Source organism: Gemmata palustris (assembly GCF_017939745.1).
In the GTDB taxonomy this organism is placed as follows: Bacteria; Planctomycetota; Planctomycetia; order Gemmatales; family Gemmataceae; genus Gemmata; species Gemmata palustris.
Genome location: NZ_JAGKQQ010000001.1, coordinates 6,292,726 through 6,317,631 on the forward strand (window position 1 = coordinate 6,292,726; position 24,906 = coordinate 6,317,631).

A 24,906-nucleotide genomic window follows, 5' to 3' on the forward strand; every position below is an offset into this window, starting at 1 on the left:
TGGCGCGCGACTGGCGCGCGAGTTCCTCCAACTGGCGCGCGGCAGTGGGTATTCCGAACAGTGAACGCGGCTCGAAATCGGCGCGGCACAGGACGACACGAGCGCGCCAGCCGCGCGCCAAGTTTTCCACAGGCTTCAAAAACGACGAAGTGCTTGAAAAGCGAGAACTTCAGAGCAGTGACGGGGAGTGCGCGCCAAAAATGCCGTTCGCCTTACTACTGCTACTGGATGTTTAAAATAAAGGATAACAAGTAACTGGGTAACGCACGATGCAAGACCCCAATACACCCACGAAACGCAAGGAGGATCGCGATGAAGATAACGTGTCAGCGTGACAGTTTGCTCACCGCGTGCCAGCTCGTCAAAGCGGCAGTCGCGGCCAGAACTACCAAGCCGGTGCTCAGCAACATCAAAGCCGTAGCACACGACGACGCACTGACGCTCGTCGCCTACGACATGGAAGTTGGCATCCGCTACGAGTTGCGCGGCATCACCGTGATCCGGGCGGGATCGTGCATTCTGCCCATTACGGAGTTAGAGAAGATCCTCCGCGAGAGCAGCGATCCGGATATCTCGTTAGACGCGGGTAAAGAAGCCATCCTCGTGAAGACCACCGGCGGGCGCTTCGAGATGCCGAGTCTCGACGTGAACGAGTTCCCCGACATCCCGACGTTCGATGACGGCGGACACTACCACGAGATCACGGCTGGCACGCTGCGCACGATGATTCGCCGCACCGCGTTTTCAGCGGACAAGAAGGACACCAGCGGAAGGTTCTCACTAACCGGTGTGCTGTGGGAGGCAGAAGATAAAGGCGCCCACCTGGTCGCGACCGACACCAAGCGGCTCGCGGTGTGCCACGGACCGGCGAGCGTGTACGGCGTTGCCGATAGCGTGAAGTCGGTTCACCTTGTTCCGCTCAAGGCTGTGGCGCTTCTGGAACGGAACTTGGCCGGCGATCAGGAACTCATTCGGATCAGCCTGCGCGCGAACGACGCTCTGTTTCAAACCGAGCGGGCAATGATTTACACCTCGCTCGTGCAGGGGAAGTTCCCCCCGTACCGCGAAATCATCGCGAAGACGCGCAAGGAAGCGACGCAGAAGGTGCCGCTGCCCGTTGACAGCTTCCTCTCGCGCGTGCGGCAAGCGGCCATCATGACGGACGACGAGAGCATGCGTGTGGACATGACGTTCGACGCGGGCGTGGTGACGATGAAAGCCCGCGGAGCAAAGACGGGTGCGAGCGAGGTAACGCTCGAACTGCCGGAGTACGACGGGCCGAAGACGGAGATCGCGTTCGATCCGTCGTACTTGGTCGAGTTCCTGCGGGCACTGGACGGCGAGCCAACAGTGGTGCTGGAAGTGTCGACCGGGCTTCGTCCCGCTCTGTTTACCTGCGGTGAGCAGTATTCGTACCTGGTGATGCCGCTCACCGGGTGAAGCAAAGTCGCGTGTCAATTACTCCCGCGCTCGTTTGCGCGGTTCTCGTTAGCCGGCTCGAACCGGCCGTTCGTCAGGGGCCAGTATGGGTACCGACAACCGCGGACCGGAGAACATCGCCGACATTCTCGGCAAGTTGTTCACGTCCCGTGGGTGGGGGCGCAAGAACGACCGGATGCGGCTGGAATCGGCGTGGGCCACCGCCGCGGGCAGCGAATTGCTGAAGGACACACAAGTGTTGGGGATGCGGCGCGGCGTGCTGGAGGTCGCCGTGCGGAACGCGGTGCTGTTGTCGGAGCTGACGCAGTTCCACAAGCGCGGGCTGCTCACCAAACTTCGGCTCTCGATGCCCGGGGTCACCCTCACCGATCTGAAATTCCGCGCCGCTTCGTGGTAACAACGTCGAATCGCTGAACCGGAAGGAAACTAATTTAATGAGCACCGAGACGCCACCGGCCGGGGAATACACCGAGGCTCACATGAAGAGCCTCAAGGACGCGGCCCACATTCGCCAGAACCCGGGCATGTACGTCGGTAACACGCAGTCGTCCGGGCTGCACCACCTCGTCTACGAGATCGTGTACAACTCCGTGGACGAGGCCCTTGCGGGGTACTGTAAGCACATCCGCGTTACGATTCACACGGACGGGTCCATCACGGTTGCCGACGACGGGCGCGGTATTCCCGTTGGCATCAAGAAGGACACCGGGAAGTCCGCGCTCGAAGAGGCCCTCACGGTCGCGGGTAACAGCGGCAAGTTTGACAACGCGGCGTACCGCGTTTCGCTCGGGCTTCACGGCATGGGCGCGAAAGCGATGAACGCCCTTTCCGAGTGGTGCGAGGTCGAGGTGCGGCGCGACGGGCGCGTTTACAAGATGGAGTTCGAGCGCGGGTACGCGACCAGTAAGTTGCAAGACCTCGGTCCCGCTCCGGCCGGGCAACGCGGAACGACAATTACGTTCCGCCCGGACCCACTGACCGAGTTTTTTGGGAATCTCGAGTTCGATTACGCCACTCTCGAGGACCGGTTCCGCGAGATCGCGTATCTCTGCAAGGGTTTGGCCATCACGCTCACCGACGAGCGCGAAGCCGGTAAGACCGCACACTTTCAGTTCGACGGTGGCATCGCGGAGTACGTCGTTTGGCTGAACGAGAACCAGGGCGAAGCCGCGGAACACGCCGCGATCTACGTCAAGAAGGAAGTCGAACACTCGACGCCCGATACCGAGGGGATGGGGCTGAAGGTCGCGGTCGAGGTCGCGATCCAGTACACGAACGGTGATGACGAACGCATCCGGTGTTACACCAATAACGCTTATAACCCCGTTGGCGGTACACACCTCAGTGGCTTCCGCTCTGGTTTGACGAAGGCAATCAACGCTTACGGCAAGAAGGAAGGCCACTTTAAGCCGGACCTTGAGGTGCGTGGCGATGACTTCCGTGCGGGGCTCACATCGGTTGTCAGCATCGCGCACCCTGATCCGCTCTTCGAGTCGCAGACCAAGGTGAAGCTGAACAACCCGGAGGTTGAAGGAATCGTTTCGAGCGTCGTCTACGAGTTCCTCACCGAATACCTGGAGAAGAACCCGAAGGAGGCGACGCGGATCTGCAAGAAGGTGGCACTCACCGCGGAACTGCGGATCGCGCTGAAAAAGCACCGCGATGCACTTATTGACCGCAAGAAGATCCTGGGGGGCAGCGGGTTGCCCGGGAAGCTATACGACTGCACGAGCCGCGAGCGCGAAAAGAGCGAACTGTTCCTCGTGGAAGGTGATTCCGCCGGTGGCAGTGCGGAAAGCGGCCGGAATCGTCAGTTCCAGGCCATTCTGCCGCTCAAGGGTAAGGTGCTGAACGTCGAGAAGGCGAAACTCGAGAAGCTCCTGGAAAACAACGAAATCTCGGCACTCATCGCGGCTACCGGTATAGACATCGAGAACGTCGAAGACGTGAGTAAGGTGCGGTACGGGAAGATCATCATCCTCACCGACGCCGACGTGGACGGTCAGCACATCCGCACGCTGTTGCTCACGTTCTTCTTCCGCCAAATGCGGAAGCTGATTGAAGCCGGACACGTGTTCGTAGCCCGCCCGCCGTTGTTCAAAGTCACGCAAAAGAAAGAAACGCGGTTCGTGCAGACGCGCGAAGAGATGGTCGTCGAGCTGACCACCCGGGGGCTCAAGGGGACGACGCTGCACGTGACCAAGCCGGACCAGCCGGCGCGGACCGTGACCGGTGACGATCTCACGAAGTTACTCCCCGCGCTGTCCGAAGCGGAAACGGCTGTAGTCGGTTTGGAGCGCCGCGGGCGCACACTCGATGAACTTCTTCCGCGGGCCGTGGAAGGCGCGTTCCCCGCGTACCAAGTTCACGAGCGGGCGAAGAACAAGGACCACTGGTTCCGTGCGATCGAGGAAGTGGCCGCGTTCAAGGCAGCGCTCACGGAGCAGTTGCAGCGCGAGCCGGTGATCGGTGAGGACTACACGCTCGACGAGTGGCACGACCTGAAGGCGCTGAACCGGGCGCTCGCGAAGATGAAGAACACCGGGTTCGACACGAACGACTTGATCCCGTTGCAGCGGATCGCCGGGCGCGAGCCGCCGGTGCGGTACACGCTCGACCACGACGGGCACACGAAGAACCTCGTGAGCCTACGCGAGCTGGTTGCCGAAATCCGCCGACTCGGTGAGAAGGGGATGGCGGTAACGCGGTTCAAAGGGCTGGGCGAAATGGACCCCGAAGAACTCTGGGAAACGACGCTGAATCCGCAGCACCGCACGCTGCTAAAGGTGACGCTGAACGATGCGTTCAAGGCCGAGGAGATGTTCCGCACGCTGATGGGCAAGGAAGTGCAGGACCGCCGAGCGTTCATCTTCAATAACACGCTCAAAAGTGTCGAGGACATCGACTACGGGGCGTAAAGTTGGACCGAGAAACACGAGCGGCCGGGGATCAACCCCGGCCGTTTTGCGTGTGTGACCGATTTGTGCGAATCACTTGGGTTTGACGAAACCACCGAAGAGGTCCGGGAAATCTGTCGCAGCGCCGCCGTCCATCAGGTAAGTCTTTTGCGCCGATTCGACCCGTTCTTTTGCTTTCTTGAGTTCGCCGTCGTTTTTGGCGATCAACTTGTCCCGCTCTTCTTGACTCAGTTTTAATTTGTCAATCTTCTCGAGCGTGCTTTTAACTCGCTCGAGTGCCGCCGCTTGCTTGTCTCGTGATTCCTTCTTTTCGAGCGTCTCGGCGTAACCGTTGAGATGAACGATAAACTCTTTCACCAGCGCATCCGGGCCGCCGCACCCGGTCGCGGTGAAGAGCAGCAGGCCGATGGCACCAAGCACGACGCGACGCTTCATTCCGCGATCTCCGCCAGGGCTCCCGGAACGAAAGACGACCCGAAAGCGTGTTTGGCGACACTATACAGCGAATCCCGCGCCGGGACCATTCGCACGCGGGAAAACGCGGTGCGAGATCACGGGAGGCGCACACCCGCCGGGAGTTTCACCTCGGTTCCCGTGGGTAGCACTTCGTCCGGTTTTATAGCGGGGTTTTCGTCGTAGATGTCTCGCCACCGCTGTGCTGTGCCCATCGTTTGCTGCGCGACCTGCTGGAGTGTCATCCCGTTGCCGCGTGGAACGACGAAGGTGGCGCGTCCGGTCGTTGTCGGGCGCGGGTCAGCGGTACTCCACTTCGGTGCGGCCGATGATGCCGAAGTTGGCGCGCTGGTGCCCGACCCGCCTGCGGGCAACACAGTGTTCCCGCCGGTCAGTGATGGGAACTGTCGCTTCAGCACATGAATCGGCGGCACGTTGACATACGCGCCGGCTCGAACTGGTCGGTTCTGGTTGTACTCACTCAGGGCTCGGGCAAACCGGTCGTCGTTGTAGAACTCCTTGCTGATGGTTCCGTAGTCGTCGGTGCGTGTTGCGCTGTGTATGTCCACGTCGAAGGTCGTTTTCGGCGCAACCTCGGGTACGAGCGGCTTGCCCTCGGTACCCCCGGCTGGCTTTGTGTAGACCGCGGGTGCTGAGGGGCCTGGTGGAGTAAACGACGGCGCAGGCGTACTGAAGTCCGGCAAAGCGCTGGGCGGCTTCACGTCTGGGGGGGCTGGCAGTTTTGGTTCAGTGATGCCGCCGTGGTTTGGCAGCGGGGGCAAGTTCGGTCCCGGGATATCACTGCCACCTTGTAACTTCGGTGGCGCTACCGGCGAAGCTGGTAATGCACCTGCTCCCGGCAGTGATGGAATCAACGGATCTTGGGGTTTTGTGATCGGAGGCGTACCACCACTCGATCCTGGCGCTCCTGCCGGAAACTGAAAATCTGGTTGTTTTAGTGGAGTGGTATTCGAGCCACCGGGTCCGGGCGCTGGTGGGGAGGGGAAATCTGGAAGCGGCGGGAGCGCAGGTGAATCGCCTTTAGTTGTGCCCGAAGGTCCGGGAACAACTAAAGGGGTTGTTCCGTTATTTTTGCTACTTGAATCATTGGCAACGGGTGCCGGAAAAGGGCTTGGTAATGTGGGAATAAGGTCACCACTTGGTGACGGGATGCCGCCTGTTGTTCCGTTGCCGGGCACGTCGAACTTAGGAGGTGCGAGACTCGGAGCCACAGGCGATGCAGCCGGGGTCGTCCCGCCGAATGTGGGCGACATTCCCGGTGCGATAGGCGCGGTTGGCGCAGGGGGAACGCTAGTCGGCGTAGGAGTACCACCTTGAGTGGGCGCGGCGGGAGCGCTGGGACCAACCGCGGGTGGTAGCACCGGCGATGAGCCACTCGGTGTAGGCGGAGTTGGGCCACCTAGGGGCACTGGCGCAGTTGGCCCCGGTAGCACCGGGGGGAGCATGCCGCCGGCTGTCACCACGCTCGCTGGGGGTGGGGGGACAGCGAAATCAGGAGGCGGAGGTGGTGTGGAGGGCCGTCCACCAAGTGCGACTGGTGGTTTAGCCGTATCACCAGGAGTGGTACCACCCTGATTAACAACCGGTGGGCCACCCGGGGGAACCTGGGGTGCTAAGCGCAGAGGTGGTAGGGAATCTGGTCCCTGTGGTGAGTTGTCTTCTTTGTACTGCGTTACTTTGGGTTGCGAGGGCGCAGGTGTCGTGTCGAGCTTTACCTTTTCTTCGGTCACGGCCGCGACTGGCGCAGAGGGCTCGGCACCGCCCTTTGCAGGGAACATCAGTTTCACGGCACCGATACCCGCAAACAGGCTGAGTACGGCCACGCTGATCGTGAGCTGCTTCTTGTTGAAGCGCGCGAGTAGGCCGCTGATGCTCGTTGAGCCCGCGTCGGGGGCTGTGACGAGGGGCGCTGCGGGCACTCCCGTTGCCGCGGTGGTGGCCACAGCCGCGACCGTGGCCGCGATGGTTGCCGCAGTTGAGGTCGGCGCGCTCGGAGTCGTAGCGGGTGTTGCGGACTTAGCCGGTGCTTCGACTTTCGGCGCGGGCGCCTCGATCTTCGGTGTTGCGCTCGGGGCGGGTGCCTCAACCTTTGGCGCGGCACTCGGTGTGGGTGCGGGGGCCGGCGCTTCGGCTTTTGGTGCCGGGCTCGGTGTGGCCGTTGATATGAGTGCCGCGACCAACGGTGCTGCCGCTGCGGGGAGTGGGGCGGTACGGGAAAACGACGGCTTGGCCGGCACGTCAACGGCGATGGGTTCGGTCATCCGTGACCTCGTAGTATGTGCGATTCGAGACCCGCGGCCGGTGATCGGGAATTCACCCGATTCACCGAACACAAGTCTGAAATCATCAAGCTCCGATTCTCCGAGCGACTCGCAACTTGGCGCTTCGTGCGCGGGGGTTGCGAGCCGTTTCTTCGTCGCCGGCTTCGACCGGCTTCTTTGTCACTTGTTGCCACGCGGTCGGTTCGCGGAACGTCTGTTTCACGCGCCGGTCTTCGAGCGAGTGGAAGCTGATAATCCCCGCCGCTCCACCGCCCTTCACCACGCGCGGTAACAGAGCGAGCAACCGGTCGAGTACACCGAGTTCGTCGTTCACCGCGATGCGCAGTGCCTGGAACACGCGCGTCGCCGGGTCAATGCTTCCCGAGCGCGGGACACAACTTCGCACGACGCTCGCGAGGTCCGCGGTGGTCGCAAAGGGTTGGTGCCCTCTGCGCTCCACGATCCGCTTCGCGACTCTGCGGCTGTGTCGCTCTTCGCCGAACTCCCAGAACGTGTCCGCGAGTCCCGCCTCGCTCATTGTGTTCACCATGTCGGCCGCGGTCGCACCGGCGGTCGGGTCCAAGCGCATGTCGAGTGGGCCGTCCTCGCGGAAGCTCAGCCCGCGCGATTTCTCTCCCAACTGGTCCGAACTGAAGCCGAGGTCCGCGAACACACCGTCTATCTGTTTGATGCCGCGTGCCGCCAGCACTTCGCCGAGCTGGTCGAAGTTCGCATGTACCAGTTCAACTGGCGACCCTTCCAGGCGTGCCCGTGCCATTTCGAGCATGGTCGGGTCTTGATCTAGCCCAATGACGCGCCCGGTCGGGCCGACACGTTCGGCCAACATGCGCGTGTGCCCGCCGCCGCCGACGGTGCAATCGACCCACGTCTGCCCCTCTCGTGGATCGAGCAGGGCGAGCGTTTCGGCCGGTAACACGCTCACGTGAGCCGGAGCGCGAGTAGCGGACATAGGCACCTTTGGAAATTGAGTCAAGGTGAAGGACGGGAGCCGTTACAGAAGTTCGAGCCGGGCCAGCGCTTCAAAAGTGAAGGGTGGGAACGATCGAGTTCAACTGCGTTTCGTCGTTGTCGCCTGTTTAGGGGTCAGCCGTGAACGATGTGGGGCGGGTCGGCGTCGTCCGGCGGGGGGAACCGCGTGCCCCATTCGTTGACATCGATGCGCTGGAGGACGTTGCACACGCCGTTGACCGGGCGGGCGGTGTCCGTGGCCCACTGGAGAATGGTCAGGTTGTCGGCGCCGGCGGCGAGCCGGGTGACGATCTCGTGTACGAGTTCTTGTTGGTCCGGGAACTCGCGGATCAGCGCGCCGAACTCCGCGCGCGGCATTTCGAGCCAGAACCGCCGCCCGCTCAGGTGCTCGAGCGCGCGCCCGCGAACGAACGCGGACCAGTGGCACGCGACCCACTGCTGGATCGCTTCTTCGCCCAGGTCGTAGCCCGCCTTCTCGCTCTCGATCCAGCGGAACCGTTCCGCCTCCTCGCGGGCGTCGTCGTTCATTGGTCGTCCCCCTATCACCGCGTTCGGTCACCAGCGGCTCAGCGAGGCTTGTGCCCGGCCGAGCAGTTCGGACCGCTTCAAGATCGCGTCGTGCGTCGCCAGTTTGTACAGGTCGCCGAGGGTCGGGTAGTTGAAGCAGGTCGCCAAAAACAGGTTCGCTCCGCCCCCGGTCATCATCACAGTTAGGCCGATGTGAATCAACTCCGTGGCCTGTTCCCCGATCACGTGTACGCCGATCAGCTTCATCTCGTCGCGCTCGAAAACGAGCTTCAGGAACCCCGTCTTGTCGCCGATGATCTTGCCCCGCGGGTTCTGATCGTAGTCGGCCCGGCCGACCACGATCGTAATGCCCTTCTCGCGCGCTTGCTGTTCCGTGAACCCGACGGAACTCACCTCGGGGATCGTGTAAATGCCCGCGGGGAGGAATTGGGCGAGCGCCTGTTTCGCGTTCGATCCGAATGCGTGGCACGCCGCGACCCGGCCCTGTTCGGAACTCGTGCTCGCCAGCGCCGGGAACCCGATCACGTCGCCGACCGCGTAGATGTGCTGCACGGTGGTGCGGAAGTGCTCGTCCACCGGGATCAGGCCGCGCGGCGTCAGCCCGAAGCCCGCGGCTTCCGGGGCCAAGCGGTCCGCGTAGCTCGTGCGCCCGGCGCACACGAGAACGTGCCCGACCGCGATTTCCTTCCCGGACTTCAACCGCAGTTCGATCTCGCCGGACCGCGGCGCCTTGCACGCTTCGACTTGTTCTTTCCAGTGGAACACGATGCCCTGGCGCTCCATCGCTTGCGCGAGCGCGTGCGACAGGTCCGGGTCCAGGAACGGGAGCAGGACGTCGCGCCCGTCGATGAGGTGGACGCGCACGCCCAGCGCCGCGAACATGCAGGCGTACTCGCTCCCGATGACGCCGCCGCCGATGACCGCGAGCGACCGCGGGATGCTGGTGATGTAAAGCAATTCGTCCGAGTCGTGGATGCGCGGGTGCTCGAACGGGAACACGGCCGGGCGCATCGGGCACGAGCCGATGGCAATGACGATCTTGTCCGCGCGCAGGTCCAGTGTTCCCCCGGGCGGGTTCGGGCGCGTGATGCGAACGGTGTGGGCGTCGACGAATCGTCCGGTCCCCTGGTGGACGGTGACGCCGTACCGGTCGAGCAGCGTGCGCATTTGGTGCGCTTCCGACGCGGTCACGACGCGCTCGTGGCGCACGAGGTCTTCGATCTTGGCCTCGCGCCGGACCGACACGTCCACACCGATCAGGGCACGCGACTTCACGCCGGAAATGGCCAGGGCCGTTTCGCGGAGCGTCTTGCTGGGGATGGTGCCGGTGTTCACGGCCGCGCCGCCGACCACGCTGTTCCGCTCGACGATGGCCACGCGCTTGCCGAGCAGGGCCGCGGTGTCGGCCGCCGCGACGCCGCCCGGTCCGGCACCGATCACGATGAGGTCGTATTCGATCGCGGGGGGCATAACGGGAACTCCGGGTAGGGATGTTCGACATGATACCCACCAAGTGCCGGTCGGTCATGTGACCGCCGCGGTCTTCTGAAATCCGCGTCGAACCCGAGCACCCCACCGGCCGGGCTAACAATTGCTAACATTTTGGCCCTGTTGGGGTCTCGGCCCCGTAAAGCACGGGTCACGAGGCGCACTAAAGGCTGACATTTCAAGTGTTTCAGTGCCATTGCCGTTCATCGTGACCCCGCGCCGGCGGCTAACAATTGCCATATTCGTTGTGGTTTTGGCTAACATCGGACCGGCGTTCCGCTCACTTTTCGTGCCGAAATTTCGCTACCCAAGAGACGGGTGAATCGCGTTCGACTCCCACATCTCATTGGACACCCAAATTGTATACTAGTGGACGGAAGAATAAAGATCGTTTTGCGCCGCGAAAGTGTCGCCGCAGTGTCACGATGCGTACTCCGATAAACGCCGTGCTGCGTGCCGCGTCACTTACTTCGCGGGGCGCGGGGCGGGCGCTATTTCATGCTCGTGTGGCGCTGGCACGGCGGGCGGAACTTCGACCCAGAATTGCTCCCATTCTGCGCGCTCATTGGCAGGGAGTTTGGCTCGTTCGTTCGCGTCGCGTACCGGGGCCAAATCGGAGAGGCTGTTCAGGTAACCGCTCAGCGGGAAATCCTTGTCTTTTGCCTTGCGCGTTTGAACTTCATGCAACCACACGAGAGCTTGTCGGCGGAGCCGGGTGCGCTCCGCTGGGGGGAGTTGGGCGGCATCGGTTCCGTTCCCGGCCGCCGCTTGAACGGCCCATCCCGCGAACTCGCAGACTTTGGTCCAGTGCGTGTAAAGCCCGGGGTTATCCGCCATCGCTTCGGTCGAGAATCGCGTCGCAAGGGCGTACTTCCGGTCGAATTTCGCGCAGAACCCCGCCAGGTCGATGAGTTCGGGCGTGGTCGGTTGAATTTTGCCGTTCAGAACTTGGGGCAGTTTCTTTTCCCACGACTCCATCGGTTCGAGCGTGTCGATTTGCATTTCGACGAAAACGCGCCGGGCGTAATCGGGCGACATGAGGCTCTTGGCCTTGCGGTAGTCCGCGAGCGCTCCACGGCCGTTGTCCTTCTTGAGTCGCGATTCGGCGCGCAAGTCGTACCCGCCGGGGTGGTCGGGGCACGCGACGATCAGTGCGTCGATGAATTGCGTGATTTCGGACTCGGAGACGGCTTTGCCGGTCGTCCGAGATTGGGGGCGGTGGTTGGATATGAATGCGGAGTGGATCAGGAAGAACCCCGTGTCCGGGTCGAGCCGAGCGGCTTGCTCGAAGGCTCGGAAGGCGTCGGTGAAGTTTTCGTTATCCACCGCGCGCGTGCCGAGCAAGAAGTGGGGCCACGGCGAGGTCGGGTCGAGCTCGGCAGCGCTGTGGACCAGTCGGAGACCGGTGGGGTCGTGGTCGTGTCGTTCCAACAAACTGGCCCCGAGCGCGACCCGGGCGATCGCGCTTTTGGGCCGCGCGGCAACGGCGGCGCTCAAATATCTCAGAGTGTCGTTCTTTTGGGTTTTGGTGTCCGATTCGAGTGATGCGAGTCGGAAATTGACCCAAAACTCACCCGGAAACCGGTAGTACGTCGCGCGGAGGAGGTCGGCCAGTATTTCCCGGTCTTCAAATCGGAGGTCGGCCAGTCCGTCTGCGAGAGACGACAGTTCGTGAGACGACATGCGCCCGATTTCCGGCTTCGTGAGGAGCTGTTTGAGAGTCACTGAATCGTGCCGGTGGACGGCTCCCCACCACTCGCGAACGAACGGATCTTCGGTGACCGCATCCAAGATAGTATTGAGCCGATCGCGCAGGGATTTGTGCCGCAGCACGGCGGTCACAGCCATTTGGCCGCCGACGGCAGCCACGCCCCGCGCCATTTCGGGTCGAGCGAACTCGGGGGCTATTTCGTAGGGCGAAAGGGCGTGGGACCAGTTGCGGACGGCGGCCGTTAACCGGGCGCGAAACGGGTGCCCTTTTAGCCACTCCGCGGCTCGGGGTGTTGGTACGTCGGCCAGGTCGATGCCGTGAGTACGAAACGCGGCCGCGTAGCGCTCGGACGGTTTACGGTTGATTACGATTGGGAGTAGAAATCGAATGTCGTTTTCTTCTCCAATGCGGTCGAGTTCGGCAATTAGCGCGCGGTTCCGGTCGTCGCGGTCGAGGTCGGTCAGCGCAGTTCCCACGCGGACGTGTAGTTCGTCGGTTGGTTCCCCTGAACTCAGCAGAGCTTCCGCGCGCTTGAGTGCGGAGCGCGCGGCGACGAGCGTAAATCCCCACCGCTCCGGGTCATCGGCTTGCTTCGCGCCCTGCGCACGCAGCACCTGGGCTTCGTTGAGCGCCGCGCTGACGTCGCGCTCGGTCACCAGTTGGCGCATTCTCAAAGCGGCCGCACGTTCCTTTTGATCCGCTTCCGCGTGGAGCTGTTGTGCTTCTTGGTCGATCCGGCGGCGCGTTTGTTCGTTATCGATTCGTCGAACTGTGTACCCGACGACCGCGAGAAGCACCAGCATCGACAGAGCGAGCGCACGCTGAACGCGCCGGCGCTTGCGCTCTTCGGCCACTTTGATTGCGGTGGTCGCGCACTCCAGTTCGGCCTGTCGCGCGCGGCGCTCGGCGTCCGCACGCAGGACCGCGACCGCGCTCGCCACTTCCCCGGCGTCCGCGGGGCGGTCCATCACTTCCGGGCTGAGGCACCGTTTCGCGAGGGCGATCAGCTCCGGTTCGGCTTCACAGGAATCGAGTCGCGCGAAGGCCTCTTCGAGTTTTCCACGAGCCGCAATTTGTCGCGCGGATTCAGCAGTTTCCGCAAGGAACGGCGGTTGGCCGGTGAGAATCACGCAGAGAATCGCCCCGAGCCCGAACACGTCCGAGCGCTTGCCGATTTGGTCGATCGCACCGATCGCTTGTTCGGGCGGCATGAACGCGGGGGTGCCCAGAATCGCGCCAGCTTGTGTGAGGTCGGAATGTGGAGTTCGGAGCGGGGAGGGCGAGTAATCTGCGGTGCCGTCGGCTTCTTTGTCGTTGTCAATTGAAGCGTCCGGGCGCCGGTCGCTGGATCGGGCGATTCCCCAATCCATGACCTGCACTTCGCCGAACGCCCCGACCATGATGTTCGACGGCTTCAGGTCGCGGTGAATCACGTTCTGCTGGTGCGCGTACCCGACGGCCTGAGCGACTTGCTCGAAGATCGCCAAAAAGCGGCCACTCTGGAGGACCGCTTCCAGCCGGTCGAGTCGCGCGTGCATGACCTGCTCGAACGCCGTCAGGGGCTGGTCACTTTTGGTTTTGGGCTTGGCCCGTTCCTGGAGCATTTCCTCCAGTGTTTGGCCGTCGATGAGCTTCATTGCCAGGAACGGGCGCCCGTCTGTGAGGGCGCCCACGCGATAGACGGCCGGAATACTGGGGTGCTGGAGGCGCCCGGTGATGTGAGCTTCGTCCACGAACCGGCGCGCGGTCGCGGAGTCAGGGGCGTATTGCGGGAGGAGAATTTTGACCGCGACTTCGCGGACCAGTTCGAGGTCGCGTGCGCGATAGACCGCGCCCATCCCCCCGCTCCCGATGAGCGCGTGGAGTTCGTAACCGGGGGGTGATTCGAGATGGTTCTCGCCCACCGTGGCCGCGCTCCCGGGTGCGACGGTCACGGTCGGGTGGTCCGGTTCGGGAGCGCGCGTTAAAGTCGGCTCGGACATGGCACATCGCGGGGCGAAGTTGGTATCAGAATAACCAGTTCGCGCACCTCGTGCCAACCGACGGGGTGGCATTTTCCCGTCGTTTCTGCCTCACGCGCGCGTATCATGGGGGTATACCGAACTGAGTTCAGTGGGTTGGCCCTCCGCCACAGTAAAAACAAGGAGCCTCAGATGCCGGCTATTCAATCTCGCGACCAGTCCCCTGCACAATCGGGCTTCCCGGCCGATTCCATTCTCGACGACGTTTCCGCCGAAATCCTCGACCTCAAAAAGAAGCTCGGCGCCACGATCCTGGCCCACTACTACCAGGAAGGCGAAATTCAGGCGCTCGCCGACGTAACGGGCGACAGCCTGAAACTCGCGCGCGAGGCGACGAAGGTCGATTCGCCTGTGATCGTGTTTTGCGGCGTGCTGTTCATGGCCGAAACCGCCAAGATGCTGAACCCGTCCAAGAAGGTGTTATTGCCCGATCTGCGGGCCGGGTGCAGCCTTGTGGATGCGTGTCCCGCGGACAAACTGGAGCGCTACCAGGAGCGGCTCCGCGAAAACGGCCGTAAGTTCCAGACCGTGTGTTACATCAACTCGTCCGCGAAGGTGAAGGCGCTTTCGGACTGGGTGGTGACGAGCGGCAACGCGGAAGACGTGGTGCGGAACAAGGTGCCGCAGGGCTACGAGATCCTGTTCGTGCCCGACAAGCACCTCGGGCGCTACATGGCGGAAATCACCGGCCGGGACATGATCCTTTGGGACGGGTCGTGTATGGTCCACGAGATCTTCAGCATCCATGACCTGCTGAAGCAGAAGCGCGAGCACCCGAAAGCGATCACAATCGCGCACCCCGAGTGCCCGAAGAACATCCTCGACCTCGCGGACTTCGCCGGCGGAACGGAGGCGATGATTAAGCACGTCGCGACGTTCAAGGAATCCACAGAGTTCCTGGTCGCGACCGAAGCGAACATGATGTGGGAACTGCAACGGCGGTACCCGCAGCACACGTACCTCGGCGTGCCGGGAATCACGTGCTCGTGCAACAAGTGTCCGCACATGGCGCTGAACACGCTGGAGAAGGTCCGCGACTGTATGAAGACCGGCCAGCCGGAGATCACGTGGCAGCCGGAGTTCGACAAGGCGAAGGAAGTGCTGGCGCGCAGTCTCCTGAACCCGCCGGCCACGGCACCCGTCCAGCCCGCAGGGGACTGATGGTATGACCGCAGTAACGATTGATCGTGGTAGTAAGATCGCCGCTGGATATGCCGCATTAGTGGCGGAATTTGTAGCCGCGTCGGGGGAGTTGAAACACGACAAGTCCCCCCACGCGGCCACTCTTGTCGCTGCGTATTCGGCATTTGCAGCGGGATATGCTGCGGCATCAGCAGCGGCAGACCAAGTGGGTACCGAAGCGCCTTTTCCATTGCTGCCACTTCCAAACGCATTCGCAAACCCGTCGTCGTTGGACGTATTGACGCTTTCTCAGGCGGCGGAATATTTGCAACTTCCCGAAGAGGCGGTGCGCGCGGAAGCGGAAGCCGGGCACCTCGTTGGGCAGCACGTTCGTGGTGAATGGCGATTTGTCCGCGCGGGAATTATCGCTTGGCTTCAAACACCTCGAACACAGCCCCAAAGTACGATCTCTGAATTGCAGGAAACGCTTGAAGAGCAGGAAGCGTTTCGTGCGAGTATTCTTGCTCACCGGGACGAAGTTGACCGTGCTACTGGGTTCGGAAAGTACGCTGAAGAATGACGTACCTCCTCGATACTGACGTGCTCACCCTCGTTCACCTCGGAAGGCACGGTCTTCGCGAGCGGATCGAGGTAGCGCGCCAGCAACACGAAGTTGTCATTTCGATCGTCTCGCGGATCGAAGTGCTGCGCGGGCGGTTCGACGCGGTTGTGAAAGCAGCGGACGGTGCGGCCCTTCTTCGTGCCCAAGAGTGGTTGCGAGGGTCGGAAACCTTTCTCGCTGATTTTCACATCCTCCCTTTAGATGCCGCTGCAGCGAACGAGTTCGACCGACTTCGTGAAGACAAGAGGGTGAAGAAGACGGGGCGTAACGATCTTCTCATCGCGTGCATCGCACTCGCGACCGGTGCCACACTCGTTACACGGAACATCAAGGACTATGCGAGTGTTCCCGGCCTGAAGCTCGAGAACTGGGCCGATTAGCGCCCTCACTTCGTTGGTTCACTTCACCACCTCTTGCCGTTCGTGCTTGCCCTCATCGCCACTCGGTGTGGTCGCGTGTTCACGATTGGGGTATCGTAACCGAGTCCCGTTTGTGGGGAAGGAACCAACTCATGCCGCCGATCGTACCGAACCGGTTTCTCGTTCGTGTCAGTCACCCGTGCCCGTTCGTGAAGGACGCGCCGCGCGACACCGATGACGACGAGAATCTCGTGGAACTTCCCGAAAGTGCGCGGATCGATAACTTCGCAGCGCTCGACGAAAAGGAGAACTTCGCGGACGTGCGGCTCGGGTGGAACGACTTCGGGTTGGCGATCCAGGTGGAAGTGAGGGGGAAGTCGCAACCCGCGGTGGGGGATTCCGACAAGCCGAGCGGGTCCGACGGCCTGCGGTTGTGGATCGACACACGCGACGCTCGCGCCAGTCACCGCGGGAGCCGGTACTGTCACCAGTTCGCGTTCTTCCCGGTTGGTGGCGGTGCGGACAAAGACGAGCCGTTTATCACGCAGGCGAAGATTAACCGCGCGCTGCAAGATGCACCGATGGCGAGTCTCGCGGACGTTCCGTTTCGCTCGCACCGCGTGAAGGGCGGCTACCGGCTTGAAGCGTTCTTGCCGGCCGCAGCGCTCAACGGCTTCGATCCACAGGAACACCCGCGGCTCGGCGTCTACTACTGCGTTCGCGACCAGGAAATCGGTGACCAGTTCCTCAGTGTCGGGTGGGATTTTCCGTTCGGCGAAGATCCGTCGCTGTGGGCGGTGCTCGAGTTGGTGAAGTGAACGGCTGGTGGGTCAACTGGTGGTGATAACTGACCGCGCAAAGCGGTCTCTCCACCAGCCGGTTACACCGGCCGTTCGCCAAGTTAGTCCAGGTCTATTCCCAGCTCTTTTGGTGACGGGACCACCACCGGCGCATCAGGTAAGTGGATGCCGAGCTGTTCCGGCGTGGGAACGACGACGGGGCGCACGGTCTCCGCTTTGGGTGCTTCCACGGGCTTTGGTTGTGGCCTCACCGCGACCGGGGCCGGCCTCGTCGGTTGGCGCTGGGATTGGGGAGCGTAATACGGCTGGGGCGGCGGAGCGCTGAACCCGTGACCGCCGTATGGCTCGAACGTGATCGGTGAACCACCGATGGGGCCGCAGCCCACGGGGGTTCACCCCGCACCGGAGCGGCCGGGGACGAGCGTGAACCACAGGATCACGCCCGTCACCGCCGCGACCGCGGGCACTCCGGCCCAGAGCGCTGCCTTGCGCATGAAACAGCTTCCTTGCTCGCAGCCGAAATCCTTTCCGGCTTCGTGGGTGGGTTCATAGCTTCTCTTCGGAACCGGTAAACCCCAGTTTTCGGAGACCACCCATGTTCTCGCTGTTGCTCTTGACAGCCTTCTTTGTGGAAGGCGAGTCGAAGCTCACTCTGGAACCGGGCTGGAAGGCGGTCGGCGATGGGCTGAAGTCCGAGTACGCGACTCAAGCCGCGGCCGCAACGGAGAAGCACCTGTTTGTGGTGTCGAGTACGACAGTCACGGTGTACGACCGCGCGACCGGGAAGCTCCTCGCGACGAGCCAGGAGAAAGCGGAGCACCTCAACAGCGCGTTCGTGTGGAAGGGGAAGGTTTATTGCGCGCACTCGAATTACCCGAAGAAGCCGGAGACGAGCGAGATCCGCGTGTGCGATCCGGAGACGAACAAACTCACCGTGTTTCACGACTTCAAAGACCCGCCCGGTAGCCTTGTGTGGAACATCCACGACGGCAAGAACTGGTGGTGCTGTTTCGCCCACTACCAGGAGGACAACGCGAAGACGCTGCTCATCAAAATGACCGATGAGTTCAAAGAGGTGCAGCGCTGGACGTTCCCCAAGAAGGTCGTTGACGACTGGGACAAGATGAGTGCGTCCGGCGGCATCTGGGACGGCGATTCGCTCCTCGTGAGTCACCACCACTACAAGGTGCTGTACCGTTTGAAGGTGCCGAAGGACGGGAAGGAACTGGAGTTCGTGGGCGCACTTCAGTGTCCGTTCCCGGGGCAGGGAATCGCCGCCGATCCGAAGACCGGCGGGCTTGTTGGTATCGACCGCGGCACGCGGAAGGTCGTGTTCGCGGAAAAGGCGAAGTAGCCATCACGACGACTTGAGGATGTCCTCGGCGCTGCGCCGGATCGTTTCGCAGTAGGCTTCGAGCGGCAGGTCGTCGCCGTCCGCACCGAAGGGTTGCTCGACGGCTTCGGCGGTCAGTTCGATACCGAACATGAAGTACACCACGATGGCCTGAACGGGCAGAATCCACAGCCCGATGGCTTCCACGACGGCCCAAGGCGCGATCAGGAAGCCGAACACGAGCCCGTGCCGGAGGAGTGACAGGTACGAACTCGGCAGCGGCGTGTTTAGGATGCGCTCGCACGCGCCGCACACGTCCATGAACGTCGAGGTGTGCGCGTCGAGAATCTGGTGTACGTGTCCGTCGATTCGGTCGGCCGCGCGCCACGCCGCGATGGTCGCGATCACCTTCCCCGCGATGTGGGCCGGCACGTGAGCGGGGGTCGCGGGGTCTTTCTCAAAGTGCGGGACTTCGTTCAGGCGAACCGATCCGCGCAGGTGCCGCGTGAGTGCGACCGGGAACGCGATAATAAGAGCGGCAAACGCGCGCCGCTCGGCTGCGTCGGGGCGCGCGAGTTCCCGGGTCTTCAGGCACAGATTGCGCATGTTATTCACAAGCTGCCCCCAGAGCACCCGGCCCTCCCACCAGCGGTCGTAAGCGATCTTCGTTCGGAAGCTGATGAGCAAGCTGAGGATCGCGGTGTTCACGACTGCGAGTTGCGTGGTCCACGCCGGGAGCACGGTCACTTCGCTCGGGTGAACGGCCCACACGCAGGCGGCGTAGGCGGTGGAACCGGCCATTGCCAACCACAACCGGCTCGCGATGGGGGGCGGCGGCCAAACCCAGGATCGAAAACTGCGGGGGCGTTCCAATTCGGTCTCCGGTAATCACACTTGTGAAGCGTCGCCGAGGCGCGGGAGCTCGTCGAGTGACGCGAGCCCGAACACTTGGAGGAACCGCGGGGTGGTGCCGTAGCGCACTTCGCGCGTCGCGGCATCGGCGCGGTGCTGGACCGCGATGAGCCCGAGGCGCACCAGTTGTCTGAGTACGGCGCCGGAGTCCGTTCCGCGGACCGCGTCCACCTCGGCTTTGCCCACCGGCTGCCGGTACGCGACCACGGACAACACATCGAGCGCGGGCTGAGTCAGGCGCGTTTCGCGCGGTCCTGCGAACAACCGCTCGCGCAGGTTCCGGTAGGCCGGGCGCACGGCGAGCACGAACCCGTCGTCGCGCACTTCGATCGCATAGGGCCGATTCTGGTCGCGGTACCGCTTGTTGAGCGCGCTGACCGCGTCCAGGAAGCGCTCGCCTGTCATCCCGCGGACCGCCGTACACGCGACCGTTGCGGCGAGGGGCGGGCCGCCCACAAAGAGCATCGCTTCGACGAGTTGTTCGGGAGATGGCGGAACGTCGGCACGGAGTGTGGCTTTGGGGGCGCCGAAACTCAGTGTGCTTGGTTGGCTCTTGGTGGGCGGCGATTGTGCGGGTTCGGACTCTTCAGGGGCGGGAGCGACTTCTTCGAGGAGAGGGATGTCTTCGATGGCGTCGAGGTGCCATTCGCCGCCGAGTTGTGACGCGGCGGCCTGACCGAGACTGAGCGGGTCGGGGATCGGCTCTGGGGCGTCGGGTTCGGCCATGTGGGGCTTCAGTTCGGGAGGCCCAAACCGGTCACGACGGTGCCGGTCCAGAGCAGTACGAACACCAGCGCGAGCGCGAGGTGCAACTGCTTCCGGCGCAGCTTGCCAGTAATAATCATCGCGGGCAAGAGCAACGCGGACGGCACCGAGAACCACAAGTGCGTGTGAAGGGCCTGGCGCGCGGCCGGGTCGAAGGTGGCCGATACATCGACCCACTGCAACAGCGTCTCGAACCCCACAACGGTCGCCATCGTTAGCACGAAGAACGCGGTGTTGATGCGCCCGTGCAACCGCGGGCGCTTCAGTGCCAGCGCCACGAGCGACGCGAGTAGCAGCACCGTCACCGCGACGACGAGCACCTTCAGCGCCAGGATGATTTGTGGACCGGTGGGCATTCTGGCTCCGACTAGAAATTCAAGCAATTCGTTGTTTATTTGATCCTATGGCGCGGGGCACAGGCCCGCACCCCTCGGCTGACCGGAGCCGAGGGAGCGCGGCTAACATTTGCTAACATTTCGGGCGAAAGGCGCCACAATGCTCGTTTTCCAAGGGGAATTGCAGTAGCCCAACTAACATTCGCTAACATCTGGTGCTCTGCGGTTTCGCCCATACGCGCGCTGGGACAAATTTTGTTTACTTTACCGCTTCGACCACCGCGTTGCCCATGTCAGTAGTCGTGTGGTTTCCCCCGAGATCGGGCGTTTTGACGTGCCTTTCGGCCAGCACCTTCGCGACCGCGCTGCGCACGGCATCAGCGCTCTTCGCGAGGCCCAAGTGGTCGAGCATCAGGGCCGCCGACAGCACCGCGGCGAGCGGGTTCGCCTTGCCTTGGCCGGCAATGTCCGGCGCGCTGCCGTGAACCGGCTCGAACATGCTCGGGAACTTCTTCGTCGGGTTGATGTTCGCGGAACTCGCCAGCCCAATGCTCCCCGTTACCGCGGCACTCAGGTCGGTAAGGATGTCGCCGAACAGATTGCTCGCGACCACCACGTCGAACACTTCTGGTTTCCGCACGAAGTCCATCGCGGCGGCGTCCACGAGCAGCGAGCTGCTGTCGATGTCCGTGTAATCCTTGCGCACCGCGTTGAACACATCATCCCAGAGGCCCAGGCCGTACACCTGCGCGTTCGACTTGGTAATGCTGGTGAGCTTCTTCCGCGGGCGCTTCCGGGCCGCCTCGAACGCCGCCCGGAGGATGCGTTCGCACCCCTTCCAGGTGAACACGCCGGTTTGAATCGCGATCTGGTTCTCGGTGCCCGGGTAGAGGTTCCCGCCGACGGGGGCGTATTCGCCTTCCGTGTTCTCGCGGTAGACGAGCATGTCGATTTCGCCCGGCTTCTTGCCGACGAGCGGGCACGGCACGCCGGCGAAGAGGTACGCCGGGCGCAAGTTCACGTACTGATCGAACTTCCGGCGCATCGGAAGGAGTAGTTCGTGAACGGTGATCTTGTCCGGCACCGAGGGGTCGCCGACCGCACCGAAGAGGATGGCGTCGTGGGGTTTAAGTTGTTCCCAGCCGTCTTCGGGCAGCATCCGCCCGTGCTGCTTGTAGTACGCGGTGCTCCAGGGGAGGTGGTTCCACTTGAGTTCGGCGCTATCGTGTTTGCGTGCCGCGACTTCCGCCGCACGCACGGCCTGGTCGATCACCTCCGGCCCGATCCCGTCGCCGCCGATTACCGCGATCTTGTGAACCGCCATTGCACCCGTCCCACGTGTTGGATATTCAAGCCCGCAAAGTCCGCCCACTGGTCACCGGCCGACCCTAGATGACTTCCCGACGGCCGGTTTCGGTCCCACCGACGTAGACGGGGGACACACGGTGGGGGAGAGTAAACGTGGTGGATCGCCGGAACTCTGTGCTGATGTAGCCGCCCCCGGAGGCGGGTCAAGATGACGGCCAACACACTTTCGATCCGTTCGCCGCTTCGCCTCGGGGCATTTGCCCTCGGTGCGCTCGGCCTGCTCGCGCTCGTGGGCTGCAAGACGGATAAGGAAGAACGGGGCGGCGGGGGTTTGGGTGTCGGGCGCAAGAACGACCCGCTCGTGTCTGGTCCGCGCATCCCGAAACAAGATTTGCCGGTTCCCGAGCGGGGGATCGGGTCCAAAGGTAAGCCCGATCCACTGACGACTCCGGCCGGCGGGCGCAACGACAAGGTCGGCTACAACGACGACCCCGAACGGTTTAAGGGAACGTACATCCCGAATAAAGCGAGCACGCCGGCTTCGCTCGCGGGGCGCATCAAGGACGGCGAGGAACTGAAGATCGAAACGCCCGGTGTCACCCTTCAACCGGCCGGGGGCGTATTCCCCGCGGGCGCACCTGATGCGGCCGAGGGTGTTTCGGGTCTGTTCGACCGCCTGGAGAAGCTGGGTGTGAAGCGCGCGGATCGCACCCTCGAACCCGAAGACGGCAAATACGTGTGCCGCGCATCGGTGCAGATCAACGCGGAAGGTGCCCGGCGCCAGTACACCGGAATGGCCGTGAGCGCGTATGACGCCGTGAAGCAAGTCGTCGATCAGATCGCCGCGGATCAGAAGTAGCTTCTACCCGTTTGTAGTTCGCCAGGGGTTGCGCTCCGCTTCACCCCTGGCTACACTCTGTCGCCCCATCCGGGGCTACGAAACACGTTTTGGTTTGATCCGCGTGATCTGTGTTATCCGCGGTTCTTTGCTTCTACTCTTCACCCGGGGTACCTTCTCACTTCACCCCAATCTTGTCCAAAGCCCGCTGTGCGGCGACTTTCACCAAAGGGTCGGAACGCAGTTCTTTTAACTTGGCGACGGCGGGGAGCGAGGCTGCGCCGATGCGCCCGAGCGCTTCCGCCGCAGCGAGACGCACTTCGGCTTCGCGGTCGTCGAGTTGCCGCACCAGTAGGGGTACCGCGTCTTTCGCAGCGGCGCCAAGGCGTCCCGTTGCGGTGGCGGCGGCGATTCGGGCTGTGGTGCCGTCGTCGCGGAACAACTTGAGCAACGCGGGTAGGTCGGCCGTTGTGGGGCCGATTACCAGTAAGGCTTCTGAGGCACTGGCTCTGACGGCCGCGTTACGGTCTGTGAGCCCGGCACGGACGAGAGGGGCCGACTGACTTACTGCCCCGTCAACGGATGCGAGAGCGACCTTCGCCCAGATCGCCAGCCCGGGTTGCGGACCAGTGGACATCGCTTCGAGTTCGCTGCGTGCGGGCCGGGCACGCGGGCCGGCGACAGTCAGCGCGTGAAGTGCCGCGATCCGCGGGCCGTTTCTGGCATCGGATTTCGCCATCTTCACCAGTGTGTTAAGTGCATCTGGAGGGAGTGGGTTGATTCGGCCCATTGCGGTTGCAGCAGCAGCACGGATCGCCCCCTCGTCATCGGAAGCGGCCTTCACGAGAGCGACGGCCACTTCGGGTGAACCGGGATCGGCTGCGGCAACGGCCGCGATTGCCTTTACGCGCAGGGGTACGAGCAAGCCCTTCTCCGTGATGAGCGGGAGGAGGGCCGGAAGTGCTGGCTTGGCTCCGGCTTCCATCGCGACGAGCGCTTCAACGAACTGATCGCGGATATCGAGTACCTTTTCGGTCGTGAGTGCTTTTCCGAGGGCATCGGCCGCGGGGGACGAGTGCGTGCCGAGTTGTTCGAGGGTGCGCGCCACGAGTCGGCGAATGTCCGGCTCCTCGTCGGTCGCGAGTTGACCCAGGTCGGCTGCGTGCTTGGTGGCCTCATCGGGCGGGAGTTTCCCAATTAGTGTCACCACCGCGAACCGCGTGAACGGGTTCGGGTCCGTGACTTTCGCCAGTGCGAGCGGAATCAACGGTTTGCCGGGTTCCCTCATTCGCGTGATTGCATCAATTGCGAACGCCGCAACACCCTCGGTCGGCACTGCGAGGGCCTGCTTGATGAGATTTACCGCATCGTCCTGGGATTCACCGAGGATACAGAGCGCGACCGCGGCTTCGCCCGAAACGTTGATCGTTCGGTCGGTGAGTGCCTTTTTGAGCGCGTCCTTTGCAGCTTTTGCCGGCGCGCCGATCTCGCCGAGCGTCCGGGCGGCGTGGGCACGCACCATCACGTTTGTGTGTTCGAGCAGCTTTGCGGTTGGGGCGACCGCGGGCTCGCCGATCCGCGCGAGAGACAGCCAGAATGCGGCTTCCACGTTCGTGGTGCGCCTGGGCTTCTGGTCATATTCCTTGGGATAATATTTCGTGATCGCCTCAATGAGGCGCGGGACCGCGGACGCGGCTTTCGGTCCGGCCGTGGCGAGACCCGTTGCGGCAGAGGTCTGGATGTTGGCGTTGTCGCTGGCGAGGGCTTCCGAAAGCGGGTCGACGGCACCTTCGGGCACATCAGGAATCAGCGGAATCAGTTCCCCGGCGAGGCGCTTCACCTCGGCGTTTTCGTGCTTCAGGAGCTTCGCAAGGGCGACCGGATCGGCCACGCCCGTGACGCGGAGCGCGTCGAACGCGGCCCCGCGCACGTTTGCGTCTTTGTCGTTGCAGAGTTTCTGGACGTCGGGCGCGAGCGACTTTGCGAGTGGGCCGAGTTGACCGATGGTGTACGCACTGTGTTCGCGGATCGTTGCGGACGGATCGCTCAGGCCCTCGCGCAGAATCGCCAGTCCCCTATCTTTGAGTAGGGCTTCACCCTTCGGACCGGCTTTGAGTAGGGCGATCGCGGCGGCTTCGCGTGTGCTATTGATTTGGTTCGTGCGCGTGTGCCCCGCTCCGCTGGTCCCCTTATCTTTCAGCATTTCCACGAGTGCCGGACCGGTTGCCGGGTCTTCGAGCACGAGGTACGAGAGCTCGTCGATGGCACTGCGGCGCGGGGCGTCCTGACTGTTTTTCAGCCCGGTGAGTTGCTTGCTGCGCCAAGCGGTGGCTTCATCCAGAGGTGGGGTCGGATTGCTTTTGGACGTGTCGCCGGTTTTATCGCCGTCGTCGGGTGGGGGTGCTGCGGGCTTTTTCCCGCACCCACCGGTGAAGCCGATGCCCAACAGCAGCGTGAAGAGTGCAAGATGGCGCATGGTTCGGAAGTGTGTTGGGGGAAATCGGCGCGTTGCGTATCATCGTACTCCGTGAATTTGGGACGAACTAGCGCCTCATCTCGTTCCGAGTGAAGCCGTGTTTCTTTCGCGCGCTTTCACTTTGGAACCCGGAACCTGGAACTGGCCTTGAGGTTTCGCCATTAGCGGCACGACGAAAGAACGCAAACCGCCGGAGAGCGAGAAG

Annotated in this window: 21 protein-coding genes; 9 read left to right on the forward strand and 12 right to left on the reverse strand. The window is 62.9% G+C overall.

Annotated elements, in window-relative coordinates:
* Positions 1-312 precede the first annotated feature (312 nt).
* The 3 genes from dnaN (at position 313) to J8F10_RS26155 (ending at position 4,358) form a co-directional block, all read left to right on the forward strand.
* Positions 313-1,440 (forward strand): DNA polymerase III subunit beta, encoded by a 1,128-nt coding sequence (dnaN, locus tag J8F10_RS26145; RefSeq protein ID WP_210659013.1) that lies wholly within the window; start codon positions 313-315, stop codon positions 1,438-1,440.
* An 85-nt stretch (positions 1,441-1,525) separates the two neighbouring features.
* Positions 1,526-1,837 (forward strand): DciA family protein, encoded by a 312-nt coding sequence (locus J8F10_RS26150; protein WP_210659015.1) that lies wholly within the window; start codon positions 1,526-1,528, stop codon positions 1,835-1,837.
* A gap of 37 nt (positions 1,838-1,874) precedes the next feature.
* Positions 1,875-4,358: a DNA gyrase subunit B gene (locus tag J8F10_RS26155; RefSeq protein WP_210659017.1), complete on the forward strand. Its 2,484-nt coding sequence runs from the start codon at positions 1,875-1,877 to the stop codon at positions 4,356-4,358.
* A 72-nt stretch (positions 4,359-4,430) separates the two neighbouring features.
* On the opposite strand, the gene J8F10_RS26160 is transcribed toward J8F10_RS26155, so the two are convergent.
* The 6 genes from J8F10_RS26160 to J8F10_RS26185 form a co-directional block, all read right to left on the reverse strand.
* Entirely contained in the window at positions 4,431-4,793 is a 363-nt protein-coding gene (locus J8F10_RS26160) for a hypothetical protein (RefSeq protein ID WP_210659019.1), read from the reverse strand.
* Positions 4,794-4,909: 116 nt separating this feature from the next.
* Positions 4,910-5,380 (reverse strand): hypothetical protein, encoded by a 471-nt coding sequence (locus tag J8F10_RS26165; protein WP_210659021.1) that lies wholly within the window; start codon positions 5,378-5,380, stop codon positions 4,910-4,912.
* 1,798 nt (positions 5,381-7,178) lie between these two features.
* Positions 7,179-8,063 carry a 16S rRNA (cytosine(1402)-N(4))-methyltransferase RsmH gene (gene rsmH, locus J8F10_RS26170; RefSeq protein ID WP_210659023.1) on the reverse strand — a complete coding sequence of 295 codons (885 nt, stop codon included), beginning with the start codon at positions 8,061-8,063 and terminating at the stop codon, positions 7,179-7,181.
* A gap of 134 nt (positions 8,064-8,197) precedes the next feature.
* Positions 8,198-8,611, reverse strand: a complete 414-nt coding sequence (locus J8F10_RS26175; protein ID WP_210659027.1) for a hypothetical protein — start codon at positions 8,609-8,611, stop codon at positions 8,198-8,200.
* A gap of 27 nt (positions 8,612-8,638) precedes the next feature.
* Entirely contained in the window at positions 8,639-10,081 is a 1,443-nt protein-coding gene (gene sthA, locus J8F10_RS26180; protein WP_210659028.1) for a Si-specific NAD(P)(+) transhydrogenase, read from the reverse strand.
* Between the two features lie 483 nt (positions 10,082-10,564).
* A complete protein-coding gene (locus tag J8F10_RS26185; protein ID WP_210659030.1) occupies positions 10,565-13,792 on the reverse strand; it encodes a serine/threonine-protein kinase in 3,228 nt (1,075 codons plus the stop codon).
* Positions 13,793-13,963: 171 nt separating this feature from the next.
* On the opposite strand from J8F10_RS26185, the gene nadA reads away from it, so the two are divergent.
* From nadA to J8F10_RS26205, 4 genes are all read left to right on the forward strand, one after another.
* Complete coding sequence (nadA, locus tag J8F10_RS26190; RefSeq protein ID WP_210659032.1) at positions 13,964-14,992, forward strand: quinolinate synthase NadA; 1,029 nt, start codon at positions 13,964-13,966, stop codon at positions 14,990-14,992.
* 4 nt (positions 14,993-14,996) lie between these two features.
* On the forward strand, positions 14,997-15,533 hold the full coding sequence (locus J8F10_RS26195) for a hypothetical protein (protein WP_210659033.1): 537 nt from the start codon (positions 14,997-14,999) through the stop codon (positions 15,531-15,533).
* Complete coding sequence (locus J8F10_RS26200) at positions 15,530-15,955, forward strand: type II toxin-antitoxin system VapC family toxin (protein WP_210659035.1); 426 nt, start codon at positions 15,530-15,532, stop codon at positions 15,953-15,955. The genes J8F10_RS26195 and J8F10_RS26200 overlap by 4 nt, the downstream gene beginning before the upstream one ends.
* Before the next feature lie 131 nt (positions 15,956-16,086).
* Complete coding sequence (locus J8F10_RS26205) at positions 16,087-16,752, forward strand: hypothetical protein (protein ID WP_210659037.1); 666 nt, start codon at positions 16,087-16,089, stop codon at positions 16,750-16,752.
* Between the two features lie 83 nt (positions 16,753-16,835).
* Here J8F10_RS26205 and J8F10_RS26210 read toward each other — a convergent pair whose 3' ends face one another.
* A complete protein-coding gene (locus J8F10_RS26210; protein ID WP_210659039.1) occupies positions 16,836-17,120 on the reverse strand; it encodes a hypothetical protein in 285 nt (94 codons plus the stop codon).
* A 209-nt stretch (positions 17,121-17,329) separates the two neighbouring features.
* Between J8F10_RS26210 and J8F10_RS26215 the strand changes: the two genes are divergently transcribed.
* Complete coding sequence (locus tag J8F10_RS26215; RefSeq protein ID WP_210659041.1) at positions 17,330-18,088, forward strand: endonuclease; 759 nt, start codon at positions 17,330-17,332, stop codon at positions 18,086-18,088.
* A gap of 3 nt (positions 18,089-18,091) precedes the next feature.
* Here the strand turns inward: J8F10_RS26215 and J8F10_RS26220 are convergent, their stop codons facing one another.
* From J8F10_RS26220 to J8F10_RS26235, 4 genes are all read right to left on the reverse strand, one after another.
* On the reverse strand, positions 18,092-18,940 hold the full coding sequence (locus J8F10_RS26220) for a bestrophin family protein (protein WP_315854166.1): 849 nt from the start codon (positions 18,938-18,940) through the stop codon (positions 18,092-18,094).
* A gap of 15 nt (positions 18,941-18,955) precedes the next feature.
* Entirely contained in the window at positions 18,956-19,705 is a 750-nt protein-coding gene (gene scpB, locus J8F10_RS26225) for an SMC-Scp complex subunit ScpB (RefSeq protein ID WP_210659045.1), read from the reverse strand.
* 8 nt (positions 19,706-19,713) lie between these two features.
* A complete protein-coding gene (locus J8F10_RS26230; protein ID WP_210659048.1) occupies positions 19,714-20,100 on the reverse strand; it encodes a hypothetical protein in 387 nt (128 codons plus the stop codon).
* Between the two features lie 238 nt (positions 20,101-20,338).
* Positions 20,339-21,403, reverse strand: a complete 1,065-nt coding sequence (locus tag J8F10_RS26235) for a 3-isopropylmalate dehydrogenase (RefSeq protein ID WP_210659049.1) — start codon at positions 21,401-21,403, stop codon at positions 20,339-20,341.
* Positions 21,404-21,595: 192 nt separating this feature from the next.
* Between J8F10_RS26235 and J8F10_RS26240 the strand changes: the two genes are divergently transcribed.
* Positions 21,596-22,246 (forward strand): hypothetical protein, encoded by a 651-nt coding sequence (locus tag J8F10_RS26240; RefSeq protein ID WP_210659051.1) that lies wholly within the window; start codon positions 21,596-21,598, stop codon positions 22,244-22,246.
* Positions 22,247-22,403: 157 nt separating this feature from the next.
* Here J8F10_RS26240 and J8F10_RS26245 read toward each other — a convergent pair whose 3' ends face one another.
* Positions 22,404-24,701 (reverse strand): HEAT repeat domain-containing protein, encoded by a 2,298-nt coding sequence (locus J8F10_RS26245; RefSeq protein WP_210659053.1) that lies wholly within the window; start codon positions 24,699-24,701, stop codon positions 22,404-22,406.
* Positions 24,702-24,906: the final 205 nt, after the last annotated feature.